General features: G+C 61.4%; 14 protein-coding genes. 9 read left to right on the forward strand and 5 right to left on the reverse strand.

The features are described 5' to 3' along the window. Positions 1–66: 66 nt before the first annotated feature. Together Q1B40_RS19210 and Q1B40_RS19215 are read right to left on the reverse strand one after the other, a co-directional pair. Positions 67–1,446 (reverse strand): MFS transporter, encoded by a 1,380-nt coding sequence (locus tag Q1B40_RS19210; protein WP_299817935.1) that lies wholly within the window; start codon positions 1,444–1,446, stop codon positions 67–69. A gap of 140 nt (positions 1,447–1,586) precedes the next feature. Next, the gene (locus Q1B40_RS19215; protein ID WP_299817938.1) at positions 1,587–6,398 is read right to left on the reverse strand and encodes an NAD-glutamate dehydrogenase; all 4,812 of its coding nucleotides are present in this window, start codon (positions 6,396–6,398) and stop codon (positions 1,587–1,589) included. Positions 6,399–6,492: 94 nt separating this feature from the next. On the opposite strand from Q1B40_RS19215, the gene Q1B40_RS19220 reads away from it, so the two are divergent. The 4 genes from Q1B40_RS19220 (at position 6,493) to Q1B40_RS19235 (ending at position 9,787) form a co-directional block, all read left to right on the forward strand. Further along, entirely contained in the window at positions 6,493–7,059 is a 567-nt protein-coding gene (locus Q1B40_RS19220) for a peroxidase-related enzyme (protein ID WP_299817941.1), read from the forward strand. Between the two features lie 84 nt (positions 7,060–7,143). Next, a complete protein-coding gene (gene argC, locus Q1B40_RS19225; protein WP_299817944.1) occupies positions 7,144–8,091 on the forward strand; it encodes an N-acetyl-gamma-glutamyl-phosphate reductase in 948 nt (315 codons plus the stop codon). A 37-nt stretch (positions 8,092–8,128) separates the two neighbouring features. Further along, positions 8,129–8,734 (forward strand): 3-isopropylmalate dehydratase small subunit, encoded by a 606-nt coding sequence (gene leuD, locus Q1B40_RS19230; RefSeq protein ID WP_299817947.1) that lies wholly within the window; start codon positions 8,129–8,131, stop codon positions 8,732–8,734. A 171-nt stretch (positions 8,735–8,905) separates the two neighbouring features. Beyond that, positions 8,906–9,787 carry a sulfite oxidase heme-binding subunit YedZ gene (locus Q1B40_RS19235; RefSeq protein WP_299817950.1) on the forward strand — a complete coding sequence of 294 codons (882 nt, stop codon included), beginning with the start codon at positions 8,906–8,908 and terminating at the stop codon, positions 9,785–9,787. Between the two features lie 9 nt (positions 9,788–9,796). Here the strand turns inward: Q1B40_RS19235 and Q1B40_RS19240 are convergent, their stop codons facing one another. Together Q1B40_RS19240 and Q1B40_RS19245 are read right to left on the reverse strand one after the other, a co-directional pair. Further along, complete coding sequence (locus Q1B40_RS19240; protein ID WP_299817954.1) at positions 9,797–10,261, reverse strand: Crp/Fnr family transcriptional regulator; 465 nt, start codon at positions 10,259–10,261, stop codon at positions 9,797–9,799. A gap of 67 nt (positions 10,262–10,328) precedes the next feature. Continuing rightward, on the reverse strand, positions 10,329–11,012 hold the full coding sequence (locus tag Q1B40_RS19245; protein WP_299817957.1) for a response regulator transcription factor: 684 nt from the start codon (positions 11,010–11,012) through the stop codon (positions 10,329–10,331). A 313-nt stretch (positions 11,013–11,325) separates the two neighbouring features. On the opposite strand from Q1B40_RS19245, the gene Q1B40_RS19250 reads away from it, so the two are divergent. Continuing rightward, complete coding sequence (locus Q1B40_RS19250) at positions 11,326–11,745, forward strand: L,D-transpeptidase family protein (protein WP_299817960.1); 420 nt, start codon at positions 11,326–11,328, stop codon at positions 11,743–11,745. 21 nt (positions 11,746–11,766) lie between these two features. Here the strand turns inward: Q1B40_RS19250 and Q1B40_RS19255 are convergent, their stop codons facing one another. After that, a complete protein-coding gene (locus Q1B40_RS19255; RefSeq protein WP_299817963.1) occupies positions 11,767–12,246 on the reverse strand; it encodes a hypothetical protein in 480 nt (159 codons plus the stop codon). A gap of 188 nt (positions 12,247–12,434) precedes the next feature. Between Q1B40_RS19255 and Q1B40_RS19260 the strand changes: the two genes are divergently transcribed. The 4 genes from Q1B40_RS19260 to ftsY all read left to right on the forward strand — a co-directional run bounded on the left by Q1B40_RS19260 (position 12,435) and on the right by ftsY (position 16,970). Then, positions 12,435–13,316: a neutral zinc metallopeptidase gene (locus Q1B40_RS19260; protein ID WP_299817966.1), complete on the forward strand. Its 882-nt coding sequence runs from the start codon at positions 12,435–12,437 to the stop codon at positions 13,314–13,316. 157 nt (positions 13,317–13,473) lie between these two features. After that, entirely contained in the window at positions 13,474–14,388 is a 915-nt protein-coding gene (dapF, locus tag Q1B40_RS19265) for a diaminopimelate epimerase (protein ID WP_299817969.1), read from the forward strand. After that, positions 14,385–15,653 carry a tRNA (N(6)-L-threonylcarbamoyladenosine(37)-C(2))-methylthiotransferase MtaB gene (mtaB, locus tag Q1B40_RS19270; protein WP_299817972.1) on the forward strand — a complete coding sequence of 423 codons (1,269 nt, stop codon included), beginning with the start codon at positions 14,385–14,387 and terminating at the stop codon, positions 15,651–15,653. Before dapF ends, mtaB begins: the two co-directional genes overlap by 4 nt. 30 nt (positions 15,654–15,683) lie before the next feature. Next, positions 15,684–16,970, forward strand: coding sequence for a signal recognition particle-docking protein FtsY (ftsY, locus tag Q1B40_RS19275; RefSeq protein WP_299817975.1), 1,287 nt, complete (start codon positions 15,684–15,686; stop codon positions 16,968–16,970). Positions 16,971–17,026 lie beyond the last annotated feature (56 nt).

The raw sequence follows: 17,026 nt of genomic DNA on the forward strand, positions 1-17,026 counted from the left end.
CGAAACGCGCCGGTGTCACCGCCGGCGCGTTTTTCGTTTCGCGTCCGTCCTTCCCGCTCCGGCATTTCAACCGCCGGGTCTTTCCTTCACCAGAAGCAGCAGGATCAATCCGACTGCGAAGAACACCAGAATGACCGACATGCCGGCCGACTGGCTGGCGGTGAGCGCGGTAACCACGCCGACGGCCAGGGGCGCGAGAAAGCTGGTCACCTTGCCTGAAAGGGCCAGCAGGCCGAAATACTGAGTCATGTGCTCATGGGGGGCAAGACGCACCAGCAGGCTGCGGCAGCAAGCCTGCAAGGGACCCGATACGGCGCCGATCGCCGCACCGAGACCGATGAAGACCTGTTCCGGCAGGGACGCGAGCAGGGCGCCTTCGGGTGCCGCCTGCGTCTTGATGACGAAAAACACCGTGGTCTTGTCGATTGAGATCATGCCGAGGCCGCAGATCATCAGCACGATCAGCGAAAACACGATGACCGGGCGCGCTCCGAACCTGTCGTCCATCGGACCGCCCAGGACAAGTCCGAGCACGCCGGTGATCGTGAGAATGATGCCGAATGTGCCGATTTCAATCGATCCCCAGCCGAGCTGGCCCGCAGCGTAGATGCCACCGAAGGCAAACAGTGCGACCAGGCCGTCCTTGAAGATCATGTTGGCAAGCAGAAACACGAAAATGTTCCGGTTGGACCGGGCCCGCGACAGGTTGCCGGCGAGATCGTGCAGGCCCTTGCGGATGGCCGGCCCCAGTCTGGCCTTGTGCGGCATATCGGGCACGAACAGGAACATCGGCAATACGAAGACGAGATACCAGAGTGCGGAGAAAGGTCCGACGACACGGTCGCCTTCCTGCGTTGCCGCATCCAGACCCAGAACCGGCTTGAACCCCAGGAGCGTCTTGCCGGTTTCGGGACTGGCGGCGAAAAAGCCGAGCGCTATCACCAGCGTGACGAGGCCGCTCGCGTAGCCGATGGCCCAGCCGAAGCTCGACAGGCGTCCGATCCGGGCAGGCGGTACCAGAGAGGGCATCATGGCGTTGTTGAAGACGGTTGCGATCTCGATGGAGAGCGTGCCGATGGCAAAGGCCGTCAGCGCGATGGCAATCGCGTGCGGGTTGCCGGGAGCGGCATACCAGATGGCCCAGCAGCAAATGAGGAAGGGAATGGAAAAAACGAAAATCCAGCGCTTGCGGCCGCCGCTGGCGTCGGCGACGGAGCCGAGCACTGGCGCCAGAAGTGCGATGCACAGTCCGGCTGCGGCGGTGGCATAGCCCCACAGGGACTGTCCTTGCGCCGGGGTCGCGGCCAGTGTCGAGGCAAAATAGGGTGCGAAGACAAACGTCGTGATCAGCGTGAAGAAAGGCTGTCCCGCCCAGTCGAAAAGCGCCCAGGACAGAATGGCGCGCCGGTCGGTTTTCTCGGGAAAAATATCCGGAACGACAGTCATGTGATGCTCATCTCAGGGGTTGGGGCCTCAATATCTTACGGACACCGTCAGACTTTCCTCGCATGCCGGAAGCGACAAGGCGATGAGAAGGCCGGCAGCGGGACTGCCAGCCTTCTCAAGCCCTATCATGTTTTCCGCACTCAGGCGTGCGTATAGATTTCCGACAGCAGGCTGGCCGCTACGGAGAACTTGGAGACGCTCAGGCCGCCATCGAGCATCTCGGTGACCGCGCGCTGGCGGCGGCCGACCTCGACCTCGTGGCTTTCCAGCCAGGTGGCGAAGCCGCCGCATCTGACCGCCTCGATGGCAAGCGACCGGTGTGCGGAAACCAGGGTGGCCCGTGCCCTGTCGAGGGCAAGACCGTCGTAGTAGTCCTGAACATTGAGGTCGTTGGCAAGCTCATGCATCGCGCCGATGCGGAAATGGTGTCCGATCTCGAAATAGGCCGTGGCGGCGGTGTTGAGATCGGCATCGGTTTCCTCCGAGACGATGACGATGTCGGGGATGGTCCGTTCCGCGGGCAGCCAGGCGATCCGTTTTGCAAGCGCTTCCGGAACGCCCTGGGCGACGTAGTCCGCGGCCGTGTTGTTCAGGAATGTGGCCTGCTCCTCGGGGAGCAGGCTTTCCAGGCGGTCCCTCAGGGCGGTGATGCCGGAGCCGAAGCGGTCGACAACGGCGGACAGGCCTTTCTCGAAGGAGACATTGCGCTTGAACCAGACCACCCGTTCCAGAAGCAGCGTCTGCACTTCCAGATAGAGCTCAAGCTGAAGCGCGCCGTCGATCCTGGTGTCGAGCGCGTCGATCTCGGTATTGAGATCGGTGAGGTCGTAACTGTTGCGAACGGCGACGAAGCTCTGGGCGATATCCGTCGGGGTCGCCCCGGTCTGGTCCATCAGGCGTGTGAGGAATGTCGCTCCGCCGCGGTTGATCATCGAGTTTGCCAGCATGGTCGCGATGATTTCGCGGCGCAGCCGATGGCCGTTGATCTCTTCGTGATATTTGGTGGCCATCTGATCGGGGAAATAGCGGAATAGTTCCCGGGCCAGATAATCGTCATCTGGAACCGAGCTTTCCAGCAAGGCGTCGTAGAATGTGAGTTTCGCATAGGCGAGCAGGACACCGAGTTCGGCACGGGTCAGCAACTGGCCAGCCTTGCGCATTTCGGCGAGCTTTGCCTCATCCGGCAACTGTTCCACCGCCCGGTCGAGAAGCCCTGCCTGTTCCAGCTGGCGCATCATGCGCACCTGGTAGCCGAAATCCTCCGAGCCGCGAAGCTGGGTCATGGAGATTGCCAGGGTCTGGAGATAGTTGTTTCGCAGAACCAGTTCGGCAACCTCGTCGGTCATCTTCGCAAGCAGCTGGTTGCGCTGCTTGAGGGTCAGCTTGCCGGATTTGACGGCAGCGCCGAGGGCGATCTTGATATTGACTTCCATGTCCGAGGAATTCACCCCGGCTGAATTGTCGATCGCATCGGAGTTGCAGCGCCCGCCCTTCTTGTTGAACTCGATGCGGGCAAGCTGGGTGAGACCGAGATTCGCGCCCTCGCCGATGACTTTCGCGCCGACTTCGGGGGCCGTGATGCGGATAGGGTCATTGGCCCGGTCGCCGGCCTCTGCGTCGGTCTGGTCCGTTGCGCGGATATAGGTTCCGATACCGCCGAACCAGAGCAGATCCACTTCCATCTTGAGGATGGCGGTCATGACTTCCTGCGGCGTGGCGCTGGACTTGGGAAGGTTCAGAAGCGTCTTGATTTCCGGCGTCAGCGGAATGGACTTGAGCTGTCTGGAGAAGATGCCGCCGCCTTTCGACAAAAGGCCGGTGTCATAGTCCTTCCAGGAGGAGCGGCCCAGGTCGAAGATGCGTTTGCGCTCTTCCCAGGTTACGGCCGGATCCGGATCCGGATCGATGAAGATGTCCCGGTGGTCGAAAGCGGCGAGGAGCCGGGTGGTCTTCGACAGCAGCATGCCGTTGCCGAAGACGTCTCCCGACATGTCGCCGACACCCGCGGCGGTGAACGGCTCGCTCTGGATGTCGCGGTTCATTTCCCGGAAGTGGCGCTTGACCGCTTCCCAGGCGCCGCGCGCCGTGATGCCCATCTTCTTGTGGTCGTAGCCGGCGGAGCCACCGGAGGCGAAGGCGTCGCCCAGCCAGAAGTTGCGGCTTTCGGAAATGCTGTTGGCTGTGTCGGAGAAGGTGGCCGTGCCTTTGTCCGCGGCGACGACGAGATAGGGATCGTCACCGTCGAAGCGCTGCACGCGCTCAGGAGGCACGACCGTGTCTTCGTCCAGGTTGTCGGTCACGTCCAGAAGCGCGTTGATGAAGATCTTGTAGCTCTCGGTGCCTTCCTTGAACCAGGCGTCCCGGTCGGTCATCGGCGGCAGCTTTTTGGGAACGAAGCCGCCCTTTGCGCCCACCGGGACGATGACCGCGTTCTTGACCTGCTGCGCCTTGACGAGACCGAGAACCTCCGTGCGGAAATCCTGTGGACGGTCGGACCAGCGCAGGCCGCCGCGCGCAACCTTGCCGAAGCGCAGGTGAACGCCTTCGATACGCGGGCTGTAGACGGAAATCTCGCGGAAAGGACGGGGCTGGGGCAGGTCGTCGATCTGCCGGCTGTCGATCTTGAAGGCGAATGTCTGCCTGGGCTGACCGTCGTCCTCGAGCTGGTAGAAATTCGTCCGCAGGATCGATTCGATGGTGTTCTGGAAGCGCCTGAGAATACGGTCGTCGTCGAGGCTCGAGACGTCCTCCAGGTCGGTGTTGAGCTCGCCCTGCAGGCGCTCCGTACCGAGGTCGCGGTCCTTTTCGGTCACATCCGGATTGAAGCGCAGATGGAACATTTCCACCAGTTTGGCGGCGATGGCCGGATAGTTGTTGAGCGTCGACCACATGTAGTCTTCGGAGAAGGGAATGCCGGTCTGCCGCAGATATTTCGACAGGGCCCGGACCACGGCAACGTCCCTCCAGGCGAGGTCTGCCGTCAGGACGAGGCGGTTGTAGCCGTCATCCTCCGCGCTGCCGGTCCACACGGCCAGGAACATGGCTTCCAGACGTGCCTGAAGCTGGTCGGAGAAGTCGAAGTCCTCACCGGCCCGGGTTTCAAGCGTCATCTCGTGAAGATAGGAAAGCGGCGCATCCGCAGGGGTGACCCGGTAGGTTCGTTCGTTGATCACCCTGAAACCCATGTTCTCCAGAAGAGGGACACGGGCGGACAGGGGAATGGGTGAGCCTCGGTGATAAACCTTCAGGGCCAGCCGGTTTTCCTTCGTGCCGGCGGGCCGGTGGAAGGTGATGGTGGTCTCGGTTCGCTCGGACAGCGTTTCCAGCTTGACGATGTCGAACAGCGCGTTCTGCGCGTTGTAGACTTCCTTGTAACCACCGTGGAAGGAGAGGGCATAGCGGTCGGCGAGCTTGCGCGCCTGAGGCGGTGCGAACTGAGTCTTGAGAGCGTCGCGGACGCTGTCGGACCAGGTGCGCACCATTTCTGCGACGGCGGCTTCCAGGTCCTCCTGGTCCGGCCTCGGCGTTTCCCCCTTGTCGCGGCCGACGATGTAGTGAACCCGCGCCAGCGGACCTTCCAGATAGGTCACATACCATGCGGAGACGCGGCCCTCATAGACGGACGCGAGATAGGTGCCGACATTCAGGCGCACCTCGGTCGTGTAGCGGTCGCGCGGTATGAAGACGAGGATGGAGACGTAGCGGTCGAATTTGTCCGGTCGCGAGAGCACGCGGATGCGGGGGCGTTCGTCCAGCTGCAGGATGGCGATGGAGAACTCGAACAGGCGGTCGCGGTCGATCTGGAACAGTTCGTCGCGCGGGTAGGCTTCCAGGACGTTCCTGAGCGCCCGACCGGAGTGGCTTTCCGAATCATAGCCGGCGCGCGCCAGCACACTGGCCACCTTGCGGCGCAGGAACGGGATGGTGCTGGTCGGTTCGGTATAGGCGGTCGAGGCGAACAGGCCGACGATGCGCAGTTCGCCCATCATGTTGCCGTCGTCGTCGTAAAGCTTGGCGCCGACATAATCCATGTGAACCCGGCGGTGCACATTGCTCTTCACATTCGCCTTGGCGATGATGAGCGGCTCCGGCTTCTTCAGGAATTCGCGGATTTCCGGTGTGATCTGGACGAACTCGCTGCCGCGGCGCAGCACCCTGACATCCGGATCGGCCAGAAGTCCGAGCCCTGTTCCCTCATGCGGGGACAACTCCCCCTCTTCCACGCCGCCCTCGAACTTGTATTCGCGCATGCCGAGGAAGATGAAGTTGTCGTTTTCCATCCATTCCAGGAAGTGGATGGCCTCCCACAATTCGTCGCTGCTGCCGGGGATCTGCGTGGTCTTGTAGGTATCGATTGCTTCCCCGAGGCGTTCCTGCATCGGCTTGAAGTCGGTGACCACGGCACGGACGCTGCTGAGAACCCCGTCCATCCGGGCCTTCAGCTCTTCGCGCGTCTTGTCGGAATCGATGCGCGTCACGTGAATATGGATCAGGCTTTCCTGGCGGTCCCTGCGCTTCGGGGGTTTCTTGCGGCCAACCGCAGACGAGAGCCTGCCCTTGTCGTCGCGCTCGACAATGAAGATCGGATGCAGAACCAGATGAACCTCGAGCTTGCTTTCCTGCAGCTCGTCCATCACCGATTCGACCAGAAAAGGCATGTTGTCGTTGACGATCTCGATAACCGTCAGGTTGCTTGCCTTGCCGCCTTTGACGTTGAAGGAGGGGTCTGAAATGGAAACCCTGTGGGTTCCCAATTTGTGATCCTGGAAATCCTGCCAGGCATGCCGCGCAAAGCCGGTCAGTTCCTCGGGACTGTAGGTGACAAGATCCTCCGCGGCGCCCCGGTCATAAAAGGCGCGAGCGAACTCCGCGAGGTCTGTGTTTTCCTTGCTCAGGCCTGCTTGGACCGCGTCGATGAGTTTGAGTTTCTCGACGTCGTGTTTGTCCGGCATAATCATCCCCCTAGACGATCTTATGGTTGGCTCTGTCGCATGGTAGTCTTGTTTATTGCGGCGACATAGAATCTTTCATGACGGGAGTTACAAATTGTCAAGTAAAGTCACGGCCTTGCAAATCAAGCCCGGCGAGGCTCTCAGCGAAAAGACGCAGGCGTATTTCGATCTTTGCCAGGAAAAACTGGGAATGGTGCCGAATGTGCTCAAGGCCTATTCCTTTGACGAAACCAAACTGCGCGCTTTCACCGACATGTACAATGACCTCATGCTTGCGGAGTCCGGACTGACAAAGCTCGAGCGTGAAATGATTGCCGTTGCGGTATCTTCCGTCAATCACTGTTTTTATTGCCTAGCCGCGCACGGGGCTGCGGTCCGGGAGCTTTCAGGCGATCCGATTCTGGGCGAAATGATGGTGATGAACTACCGCGCGGCAGATTTGAGCAGCCGTCAGCGGGCCATGCTCGACTTTGCCGTCAAGCTGACGCAAACGCCTGCGGAGATCGTCGAGGACGACCGCCAGATGCTCAGGGATGCGGGGTTTGGCGACCGCGACATCTGGGATATCTCTTCGGTGGCGGCGTTTTTCAACATGACGAACCGGGTGGCGGCCGCCTCGGACATGCGGCCGAATGATGAGTATCATTCAAGGGCCCGTTGAGCTCACGGCACGTCCGCAAGCGGTGACAAACCCGGGAATTGGGTGTATGACGCATCAACTTTAAAACGAGGAGAGGAGCGGGCGATGGTTGCGCGCGTATTCATAGATGGTGAAGCCGGAACGACGGGTCTGCAGATCCGCGAACGCCTTGCCATGCGCCGCGACCTGGAACTGATCTCCATTCCGGAGGAAAGCCGCAAGGATCCGGCCGCCCGGGCGGAGTATCTCAATACCGCCGATGTCGCCATTCTCTGCCTGCCGGATGCCGCGGCAAAGGAAAGCGTCGCGCTGATCGAAAACGACACCACGCGGGTGATCGATGCCTCCAGCGCCCACCGGGTCGCCGAAGGCTGGGCCTACGGGTTTGCCGAAATGGATGTGGACCAGGGCGATATCATCGCCGCTGCCATGCGGGTCGCCAACCCGGGCTGCTGGCCGCAGGGCCTGATCGCGGCGGCCCGTCCGCTCGTCGCCGCAGGCCTGATTCCGGCCGATTTTCCGCTCAGCTATCACGGCATTTCCGGTTATTCCGGCGGCGGCAAGACGATGATTGCCGATTACGAAGCCGCAGGAAACGGCGCCAGCGCCTACACGCCCTATGCGCTCGGCTTCAATCACAAGCATCTGCCGGAAATGGGCGAATACGCGCTGCTGGACACCGCGCCGCTGTTCACACCGTCGGTCGGCAACTACTACAAGGGCATGCTCACGGTTCTGCCGCTGAATCTCGCGGGATTGGACAAGGTGCCGACCGGTAAACAGCTTCACGATGCGCTGGCCGATCATTTTGCCGGCCCCGACGGGTTTGTCGATGTCGCCCCGCTGGAAGCCCTGGACCGGGCCGAACAGCTCGACCCGCAGGCGCTCAACGACACCAACCGTCTGCGCCTGCACGTGTTCGCCAATGACGCCCGAGCCCAGGCGGCGATCCTTGCGGTCTACGACAATCTGGGCAAGGGCGCGTCCGGCGCAGCGGTCCAGAACCTCAATCTGATGCTCGGCGTTGACCAGGCCACCAGCCTGGCCGCCTGAGCCCCTCTTCGCCTTCCGGCCTTTCAGGAGATACATAATGGAAAAATTCGAGACCCTGACCGGTGTCGCGGCCCCCATGCCGATCGTCAACATCGACACGGACATGATTATCCCGAAGCAGTTTTTGAAGACGATCAAGCGCACGGGTCTTGGAACCGCGCTGTTTCACGAAATGCGCACCAATGACGACGGCTCCGAAAATCCGGACTTCGTGCTCAACAAGCCTGCCTACCGCAACGCCAAGATCCTGATCGCCGGCGACAACTTCGGCTGCGGCTCGTCGCGCGAACACGCTCCGTGGGCGCTTCTTGATTTCGGCATTCGCTGCGTGATCGCGACGTCTTTCGCAGATATTTTCTACAACAACTGCTTCAAGAACGGCATTCTGCCGATCCAGGTGAACGAAGACGAGCTGGACTCGCTGATGCAGGCGTCCGAACGCGGCGCCAATTTCACGCTGACCATCGATCTGGAAAACCAGAAGATCCAGGGCCTGGAAAGCGGCGATATCACCTTCGATATCGACCAGTTCCGCAAGCATTGCCTGATGAACGGCCTCGACGATATCGGCCTGACGATGGCCAAGGCGGAGCAGATCGAAACCTACGAAGGCAAGCTGGACGAAAACCGTCCCTGGGTGTGATCCGGCCGAAAACCAGGATCCCCACATCTTCCTCAGCGCTGTCCCGGCCTCGGGCCGGGATATGCCGGAAGGCCGTCGCTCGTGATCGTCGCCGCTTGCCTTTCTTCACACAGGCTTGAAAAGCTGTGCAGTGAAAGGCGCCGGGCGGCGGGTTAAATCCGGAAGATGGCATTGTCTACCAACAAATCCTTCGTGATTCGGCAATACGCACCCTGGACCGACCGGCGGGGAACGCTCTCCGGTTTGCGGCTGGCTGTCTTTCTGCTGTTGCTGCTTCCGGCCGCGTGGATCCTTTTCGATCTGGCGTTCGGGCCGGTTTATCCGGAGCCCTATGAACTGGCGCTGCATGAGAGCGGCACCTGGGCCGTCCGGTTCCTGCTGCTGACGCTTGCAGTCACCCCGCTCAGGCGGATTTTCCATTGGAACAGGGTCATAGGTCTCCGGCGCATGATCGGCGTCTCGGTTCTCGCCTATGCACTCCTGCATCTGGGACTTTACGCCGCCTCTGAACACTGGAACCTGTCCAAGGTCGTGTCGGAGATCTTTGTCAGGTTCTATCTGATTGTCGGCTTTAGCGCCCTCGCCGGACTTGCGGTGCTGGGGGCAACGTCCTTCGACAGTGCTGTCCGCCGGCTCGGACCCAACTGGAACAGGCTTCACCTGCTGGTTTATCCGGTTGCGGTGCTTGCCCTCTTCCATTTCTTCCTGCAGTCGAAATCCGATGTCAGCCAGGCAACGCTGATGGCGGGGATCTTCGCGCTGCTGATGATATACCGGCTGGCGGTGAAACTCGGTTTCCCGCTGTCGAACTTTCTCGTGCTGGCGGCCTGCGCGCTGCTGGGCGCGGCAGCGACGGCGGCAATTGAATATGCCTGGTATGCGCTTGCGACCGGCATTCCCGCCGAGAGGGTGTTTCAGGCGAATTTCAATGTGGCCGGCAGCATTCGCCCGGCTGTCTGGCTGGGGATCTGCGGATTGGCCGTCAGCGCGGCGGCGCTCCTGCAGACCGCGGGCAAACATGCAGGCAACAGGCTGCGCCTGAAAAAGGTGTAAGGCCGGGACTTACGACTGCGATTCGTCGTTGCGCCGGCGCCGTTCGGCGTTGATCTGTTCCAGTTCCGCCATCTTCTCGCCAATCGGGCGAAGCGCGGCGACAGTCTGCCGGTAGCGGGCGGCATGAACGTCGAGCAGACGCTGAGCGAGCTCGGGATATTCCTGGATCATGCGTTTGAAAAGTGCCCGGCGAATGCGGATGATGCGCACCAGGCCAACGGCCTCGGCACGGCAGGGACGCTTGTTTTCGGCAAGCAGCGCGGTTTCTCCCAGCAGGGTTCCCTCGCTGACGCGATCGACCTCGTCGAAACCGTCCTTGCTCCGTTTCTGAAGGCTGACAGTCCCGCTGGTGATCACCAGCCCGCCGTCGGCCCGCTCGCCCTCGTCGAACAAGCGCTGGCCGTTACCGTAATCCATGCTTTCGGCACTGAAGGCGAGCAGGCGGAGCTGATCGTCAGCGAAGTCCGAAAGCATCGGGATTTGTTTGAGAATCGCTATGTCTTGGGCAAGGCTCATGCCCCAGATTTACGATGATTATCCGCTAGGGCACAAGCTTATATCCACCGGCTTCTGTCACCAGAAGCTCGGCATTGGACGGATCGCGTTCGATTTTCTGCCTGAGACGGTAAATGTGGGTTTCCAGCGTATGGGTGGTCACGCCGGAATTATACCCCCAGACCTCATGCAAGAGCACATCCCGCGTCACCGGTTTTTCACCGGCGCGATACAGGAACTTGAGGATGGAGGTCTCCTTTTCCGTCAGGCGCACCTTGGAGCCGGCATCGTCCTGCATGATCTTTGCCGCCGGGCGGAAGGAATAGCGGCCGATGGCGAATGTGGCGTCCTCGCTCTGCTCGTGCTGGCGCAGATGCGCCCGCACCCGGGCAAGCAACACCGCGAACTTGAACGGCTTGGTAACGTAGTCGTTGGCCCCGGCCTCAAGGCCGAGGATCGTGTCGCTGTCACCGTCGTGCCCGGTCAACATGATGATCGGCGACTTGAAACCGTTCTTGCGCAACAGTTTGACCGCTTCGCGGCCATCGATATCCGGCAGGCCGACATCCATCAGCAGAAGGTCGATGTGCTCGTCCTTCGCCAGGGCTATGCCGGCACTTGCCGAATCCGCCTGAATGGTCTCGAACTCGTCGTAAAGGGAAAGCTGTTCAACCAGCGCCTCGCGCAGTTCGGTATCGTCGTCGACAATCAAGATTGTGCGGGCGGTCATCGTTGCTGTCCTCGCCAAATGCTGAATACTGTTCACGCCGATTTGTGTGAATGACACAAGCGTGTTCCTGACCTCTATGTGCGCGGGAAATACGCACCATACAAGCATTGCTTCGTCAATTCTTCTTCACGCGGGGTTTAGGACCGGTTTATCAATGGGTTCCACGGTGAGGGGCGAATGTGACGGGACCATGATGAGGAAACAGCAAAAATCGGCGGATTGCCTTGAAGTCCGGGCTCTGCCGCGCGACCGTTGCAAGGGTATATTGCGCCTCGGCGGGATCACGGTTCCGTGTGCCCTGGGCCGATCCGGCGTGCTGACTCGCAAAAAGGAAGGCGACGGGGGAACCCCGGCAGGCCGTTTCGGTTTGCTTCATGTCTATTATCGGCCGGACAGGCAGCTGCCTCCGGCAACGCGTTTGCCGGTCGAACCGCTGACGCCCCGCTCGGGCTGGTGCGACGATCCCGGACACGGCCGCTATAACCGCCCGGTCGAGCTGCCTTTCGCCGCCAGTCACGAGAAGATGTGGCGTGAGGACAGGCTCTACGACATTGTCGTGGTTCTGGATTGCAATCTTTATCCCGCGGTGAAGGGCAAGGGCAGCGCCATCTTCTTTCATATCGCACGGGAGGATTACCGCCCGACAGAGGGTTGTGTCGCCGTGGCGCCGGACCACATGCGGCTGATCCTTTCCCGGATCGGGCCGGGCGCGGACATGCTGATCCACGCCTGAGAAACCTGCTGCGATACGGTCTTATTCCGAAATCTGTGGCCGGTAGATCGTGAAGGACCCGCTGACGCGAATGCTTGTCCGCTCGCCGCCTTCCTCGATATCCGCCGTTCTGACGTGGAAGCGGTTGCGCTGGACGTCGAAGCTGTCGTTGACATTGCTTTCCAGGAACGTGGCGAGGCCGTTCGCGTCGATACTTTCCAGTATAGCGGTGTGACGCGGCGCGCCCCGAGCCTCGCTGCTTTCGGTCCAGCTGCCGTCGGAGCTGTCGGACCTGACGGCCACCCGGAAATTGGAGAACTGGAAAACGTCGCCCGGCCGGGCGCTGGACAGCTGTTCCACGACACGTCCCCAGCGATAGGTTGATGAGGGCTTGTGAAAGCCGAGACTGCGAAAGCCATTGTCGACCAGCGTCCAGCACTGACCGTTTCCTTCCACCTGTCCCATCCGCTGGACCGCGAAAGCGATCAAGCGGCCGGCCTGCTGTTCGGTAACGTCGGGCATCTGCATCATCCTTGTTGTGCCTGGTTGGTACCAGCGCCTTTCGAACCTGCCGCAATCCTGGCTCGGAAGCTGTAACCGGCATCACATAACTGCGGATTTCTCTTGCTGCGCGGCGTCTTTTGCGTTGGGTGTTGTCCTTGAGGTCTGCTATTCACAAAATCAGATCGATCAGACGAAATGGACAAGACATGCGCTGGAAAGGCCGTCGCGGCAGCAGCAACATCGATGACAGACGTGGCTCGGGCCGGCGCATGCGCATACCGTCCGGCCGACGGGCGCGTGCCGGTGGCGGACTGGGCCTGACCGGCATTGTCGTCGTCGCCGGGATAGCCTGGTTCCTGGGTATCAATCCGCTGACGCTGCTCGGGCAACTTGACGGTGGCGGTTTCCAGGCTCCGCAGAGCCAGGCGCCACGGTCGGCGGCGGATGACGAGACGGCGCAATTCGTTTCGGTCGTCCTTGCCGACACCGAAAATACCTGGGGACAGCTGCTCGACCGGCACGGAGCTGATTATCCCGAGCCGACGCTTGTGCTGTTTTCCGGCTCGGTGTCTTCCGCCTGCGGCTACGCCAGTTCGGCCACCGGCCCGTTCTATTGCGGCGCGGACAGCAAGCTTTACATCGATCTGGCCTTTTATCAGGAACTTGCCTCGCAGCTGAACGCCCCGGGCGATTTCGCCCAGGCCTATGTTCTGGCGCATGAGGTCGGTCATCATATCCAGAACGTGCTCGGCATTCTGCCGGAGTTCCACAAGGCGAAGCGGACAATGAGCAAGGAGGAAGGCAATGCGCTTTCCGTGCGTGTCGAACTTCAGGCGGACTGCTTTGCCGGAATCTGGGCGCATTATGCGGCCCGCCAGCAAGGGTTCGTCGAGGAGGGGGACATAGACGAGGCGCTGAACGCGGCAAGCCGGATCGGTGACGATACGCTGCAGCGGCAGTCGCAGGGTTACGTGGTCCCCGAAAGCTTCAACCATGGCACATCGGCGCAGCGCGCCAGGTGGTTCAAGAAGGGTTTCCAGTCCGGCCGCATCGAAGCTTGCGACACGTTCAGGGCGGAAAGCCTCTGATCCTCGCCGGATTGGCCGCGTCACATTGCGCGATACGGCCTGGCAATCCGGAATTCGTACCACTGGTAATTTCAGGTGTTTTCCGCCATATAAGGGCGATTGTCCGCCAAGGAGCGGGCTCGCTATCCAACAACCCCAGGAACGAAGTGCACCCGGTATGGCGTCGGACACCAGACCCTTTTTGAAAATGAACGGCCTCGGCAACGATTTCGTGGTCTGGGACGCGCGCGAAAAGCCGCTGCGTCTTGCCAGGGAAGCGATTGCCGGGCTGGGCGACCGGGCGGGCGGCATCGGCTTCGACCAGATGATCACCGTGGAACGCTCGTCCCTCGGGGTCGATGCATTCATGCGCATTCACAACCGGGATGGCGGCGAAGTGTCCGCCTGCGGCAACGCCACGCGCTGCATCGGGCGTCTCCTGATGGAGGAAACCGGCAAGGACGTGGTGACGATCGAGACAAGCGCCGGGCTTCTTCATGCCTTCGATGCTGCCGGGGTGCACAACGTCACGGTGGACATGGGCGTGCCGCGCCTTGAGTGGGATCAGATTCCGCTGGCGGAGCAATTTGCCGACACGCGCGCAATCGAACTGCAGATCGGTCCGATCGACGAGCCGATCCTGCACACGCCTGCAGTTGCCAACATGGGAAATCCCCATGCGATCTTCTGGGTGGACGACGTGGAGGCCTATGACCTCGAACGGGCAGGTCCGCTGCTCGAGCATCATCCGATCTTCCCGGAAGGCGCCAATATCTCGCTTGCGCATGTCTTTGGCGAGGACGAGATCCGCGTCAAAGTGTGGGAACGCGGCGTCGGGCTGACGCTTGCCTGCGGTACGGCGGCCTGCGCCGTCGGGGTTGCTGCAGCGCGCGACGGCAAGACGGGCCGCAAGAGCACGATCCACCTGCCGGGCGGTCCGCTGGTCATCGAGTGGCGCGAAACCGACGGTCACGTCCTGATGACCGGCCCGACGGAAGTGGAATTCGAAGGCGAGGTCGATCTTGAAACTCTTTCCTGGCGCAGGACCGCCGGGGGCGATGTGGCGCCGGAAACTGCCGGAGCCGCGTCATGAGCATCGATGTGGTCACATTCGGTTGCCGGCTCAATTCCTACGAGTCGGAAGTCATGAAACGCGAGGCGGAAGCGGCCGGTCTCAAGGACGCGATCCTCATCAACACCTGCGCGGTGACCAGCGAAGCCGTGCGTCAGGCGCGTCAGGCTGTGCGCAGGGCCCGGCGCGACAATCCGCAGGCCAGGGTCATCGTGACGGGCTGCGCCGCCCAGACCGAGGCCGAGACTTTCTCTTCGATGGAGGAAGTCGACCTGGTGCTCGGCAACACGGAGAAGCTGGAGCGCAAGTCCTATCAGGATGTTGCCGCCTTCGGCATCTCGGAAACCGAGAAGGTACGCGTCAACGACATCATGAGCGTCGAGGAGACGGCGGGTCATCTGATCGACGGACTGGCCGGGCGCGCCCGCGCCTTCGTTCAGGTGCAGAACGGCTGCGACCACCGTTGCACTTTCTGCATCATTCCCTTTGGTCGTGGAAACTCCCGTTCGGTGCCGATGGGCGTGGTGATCGACCAGATCTCGCGTCTCGTCGCCAACGGCTACAATGAAATCGTTCTGACCGGCGTCGATATTACCTCCTACGGCGCCGATCTGCCGGGGACGCCGAAGCTGGGCACCTTGAGCGCCAAGATCTTGAAAATGGTGCCGGAGCTGAAGCGGCTGCGGCTTTCCTCCATCGATTCCATCGAGGCGGATGACGATCTGATGCGGGTGATCGCCGAAGACGAGCGCCTGATGCCGCATTTCCATCTGTCGCTGCAGGCGGGTGACGACATGATCCTCAAGCGGATGAAGCGGCGGCACCTGCGCGCCGATACCATCCGCTTTTGCGAGGATGTGCGCCGCATGCGGCCGGATGTGGTTTTCGGGGCCGATATCATTGCCGGGTTCCCGACGGAAACCGAGGAAATGTTCAAGAATTCCCTGAAGATCGTTGATGAATGCGGTCTGACGCATCTGCACGTGTTTCCGTTCTCTCCGCGCCCGGGCACGCCAGCCGCGCGCATGCCGCAACTTGACCGTTCCATCGTCAAGGAACGCGGCGCGCGTCTGAGGGCCAAGGGCGAAGACGCGCTTGGCCGGCATCTGGCGGGCGAGGTCGGCAAGATCCGGCCGGTGCTGATCGAAAAGGAAGGTCTCGGCCGCACGGAGCAGTTCACACAGGTGGAACTGAGTGACGGACAGGCCGGCGAGATTGTCGAAACCCGGATTATCGGCCATACCGGACGCCACCTTCTGGGCGAAGCCCTTTCCAAAGCCGCCTGAGCGGCTGAGTCGAATTCTAGAGGCGATTTCATGAGCGAGAAAAAGCGCGGGTTTCTGGGTCGGCTCTTCGGCGGCAAAGAGACAGCGGACGGACAGGAACAGGCGCCAGTTGAACCGACCGCGGCCGAGACCAGCTCTCTTGAGTCCTCCGGGGATGAACCCGAACTAGATGTGCAAATGGACGTCAGGCCGGCTGCTGCCATCAATGATCCTTTCCGGCCGATCCAGATGGACGCAGGTCTCGGCCATATGCCGGACGTTCCGCCGCCGGTTCCGGTCCCTATCAAGGAACCGGTCTCGACCGATCTGGCGCCTGAACCCGTGGCCGAGCCGGAAAATGAGCCGGACAAGCCGGGCGGCGAAACTGTGCCGAACCTGGCACCCGCAAAAGAAGAACCGAAAATCTCCTGGGTGCAGCGGCTGAAGAAGGGCCTTTCCCGGTCCTCGTCGTCGCTGACGGAGGGAATTTCGTCGATCTTCACCAAGCGCAAGCTGGATGCCTCCATGCTGGAGGAACTGGAAGATGTGCTGATCCAGGCGGATCTCGGTGTCGATACGGCGATGGCAATCACGGAACGACTGTCGCAAGGCCGGTTCGACAAGGAAATCTCGACAGAGGAAGTGCGGATCGTTCTCGCTGAGGAAGTCGAGAAGGTTCTGGAACCGGTGGCCCGACCGCTGGATCTTGGCACCGGCAAGAAGCCGCATGTGGTGCTGATGGTCGGGGTGAACGGCACCGGCAAGACCACCACCATCGGCAAGCTGTCGCAGAAACTGCGCTCGGAAGGCAAGAAGGTGATGATGGCGGCGGGAGACACATTCCGCGCGGCCGCCGTCGAACAGCTCAGGATCTGGGCGGAGCGGACCGGTGCGCTCGTCGTTTCGCGGGATACTGGCGCCGATGCTGCCGGGCTTGCCTATGATGCCATGAAGGAGGCCGTGGAAAAGGACATCGATGTCCTCCTGATCGACACGGCCGGGCGTCTGCAGAACAGGGCCGAACTGATGGATGAGCTGGAAAAGGTCATCCGCGTGATCCGCAAACTCGACCCGGACGCCCCGCATACGGTTCTTCTCACCCTGGATGCAACGACCGGCCAGAACGCCCTCAACCAGGTCGAGATCTTCGGCAAGGTCGCCGGTGTCACAGGTCTGGTGATGACCAAGCTCGACGGCACCGCGCGCGGTGGCATCCTGGTGGCGATTGCCGCCAAACACGGCCTGCCGGTGCATTTCATCGGTGTCGGAGAAGGGGTTGCCGATCTGGAAGCGTTTTCCGCAAAGGATTTCGCCGGCGCGATCGCCGGCATGGCGTGAGGATTTCCGTCGGCGGTCTGCGCTCGCACCCCTCCCGGTTCTCGGTTAACGTCATG

Origin of the sequence: uncultured Roseibium sp., assembly GCF_947496995.1 — a bacterium.
GTDB lineage: Bacteria > Pseudomonadota > Alphaproteobacteria > Rhizobiales > Stappiaceae > Roseibium.

What these genes read in the sequence shown, in the direction of transcription:
- Q1B40_RS19210 (WP_299817935.1), bottom strand. Translation starts at nt 1,446, where the DNA reads ATGACTGTCGTTCCGGATATTTTTCCCGAGAAAACCGACCGGCGCGCC.
- Q1B40_RS19215 (WP_299817938.1), bottom strand. Translation starts at nt 6,398, where the DNA reads ATGCCGGACAAACACGACGTCGAGAAACTCAAACTCATCGACGCGGTC.
- argC (WP_299817944.1), top strand. Translation starts at nt 7,144, where the DNA reads ATGGTTGCGCGCGTATTCATAGATGGTGAAGCCGGAACGACGGGTCTG.
- leuD (WP_299817947.1), top strand. Translation starts at nt 8,129, where the DNA reads ATGGAAAAATTCGAGACCCTGACCGGTGTCGCGGCCCCCATGCCGATC.
- Q1B40_RS19240 (WP_299817954.1), bottom strand. Translation starts at nt 10,261, where the DNA reads ATGCTTTCGGACTTCGCTGACGATCAGCTCCGCCTGCTCGCCTTCAGT.
- Q1B40_RS19245 (WP_299817957.1), bottom strand. Translation starts at nt 11,012, where the DNA reads ATGACCGCCCGCACAATCTTGATTGTCGACGACGATACCGAACTGCGC.
- Q1B40_RS19255 (WP_299817963.1), bottom strand. Translation starts at nt 12,246, where the DNA reads ATGCCCGACGTTACCGAACAGCAGGCCGGCCGCTTGATCGCTTTCGCG.
- Q1B40_RS19260 (WP_299817966.1), top strand. Translation starts at nt 12,435, where the DNA reads ATGCGCTGGAAAGGCCGTCGCGGCAGCAGCAACATCGATGACAGACGT.
- dapF (WP_299817969.1), top strand. Translation starts at nt 13,474, where the DNA reads ATGGCGTCGGACACCAGACCCTTTTTGAAAATGAACGGCCTCGGCAAC.
- mtaB (WP_299817972.1), top strand. Translation starts at nt 14,385, where the DNA reads ATGAGCATCGATGTGGTCACATTCGGTTGCCGGCTCAATTCCTACGAG.
- ftsY (WP_299817975.1), top strand. Translation starts at nt 15,684, where the DNA reads ATGAGCGAGAAAAAGCGCGGGTTTCTGGGTCGGCTCTTCGGCGGCAAA.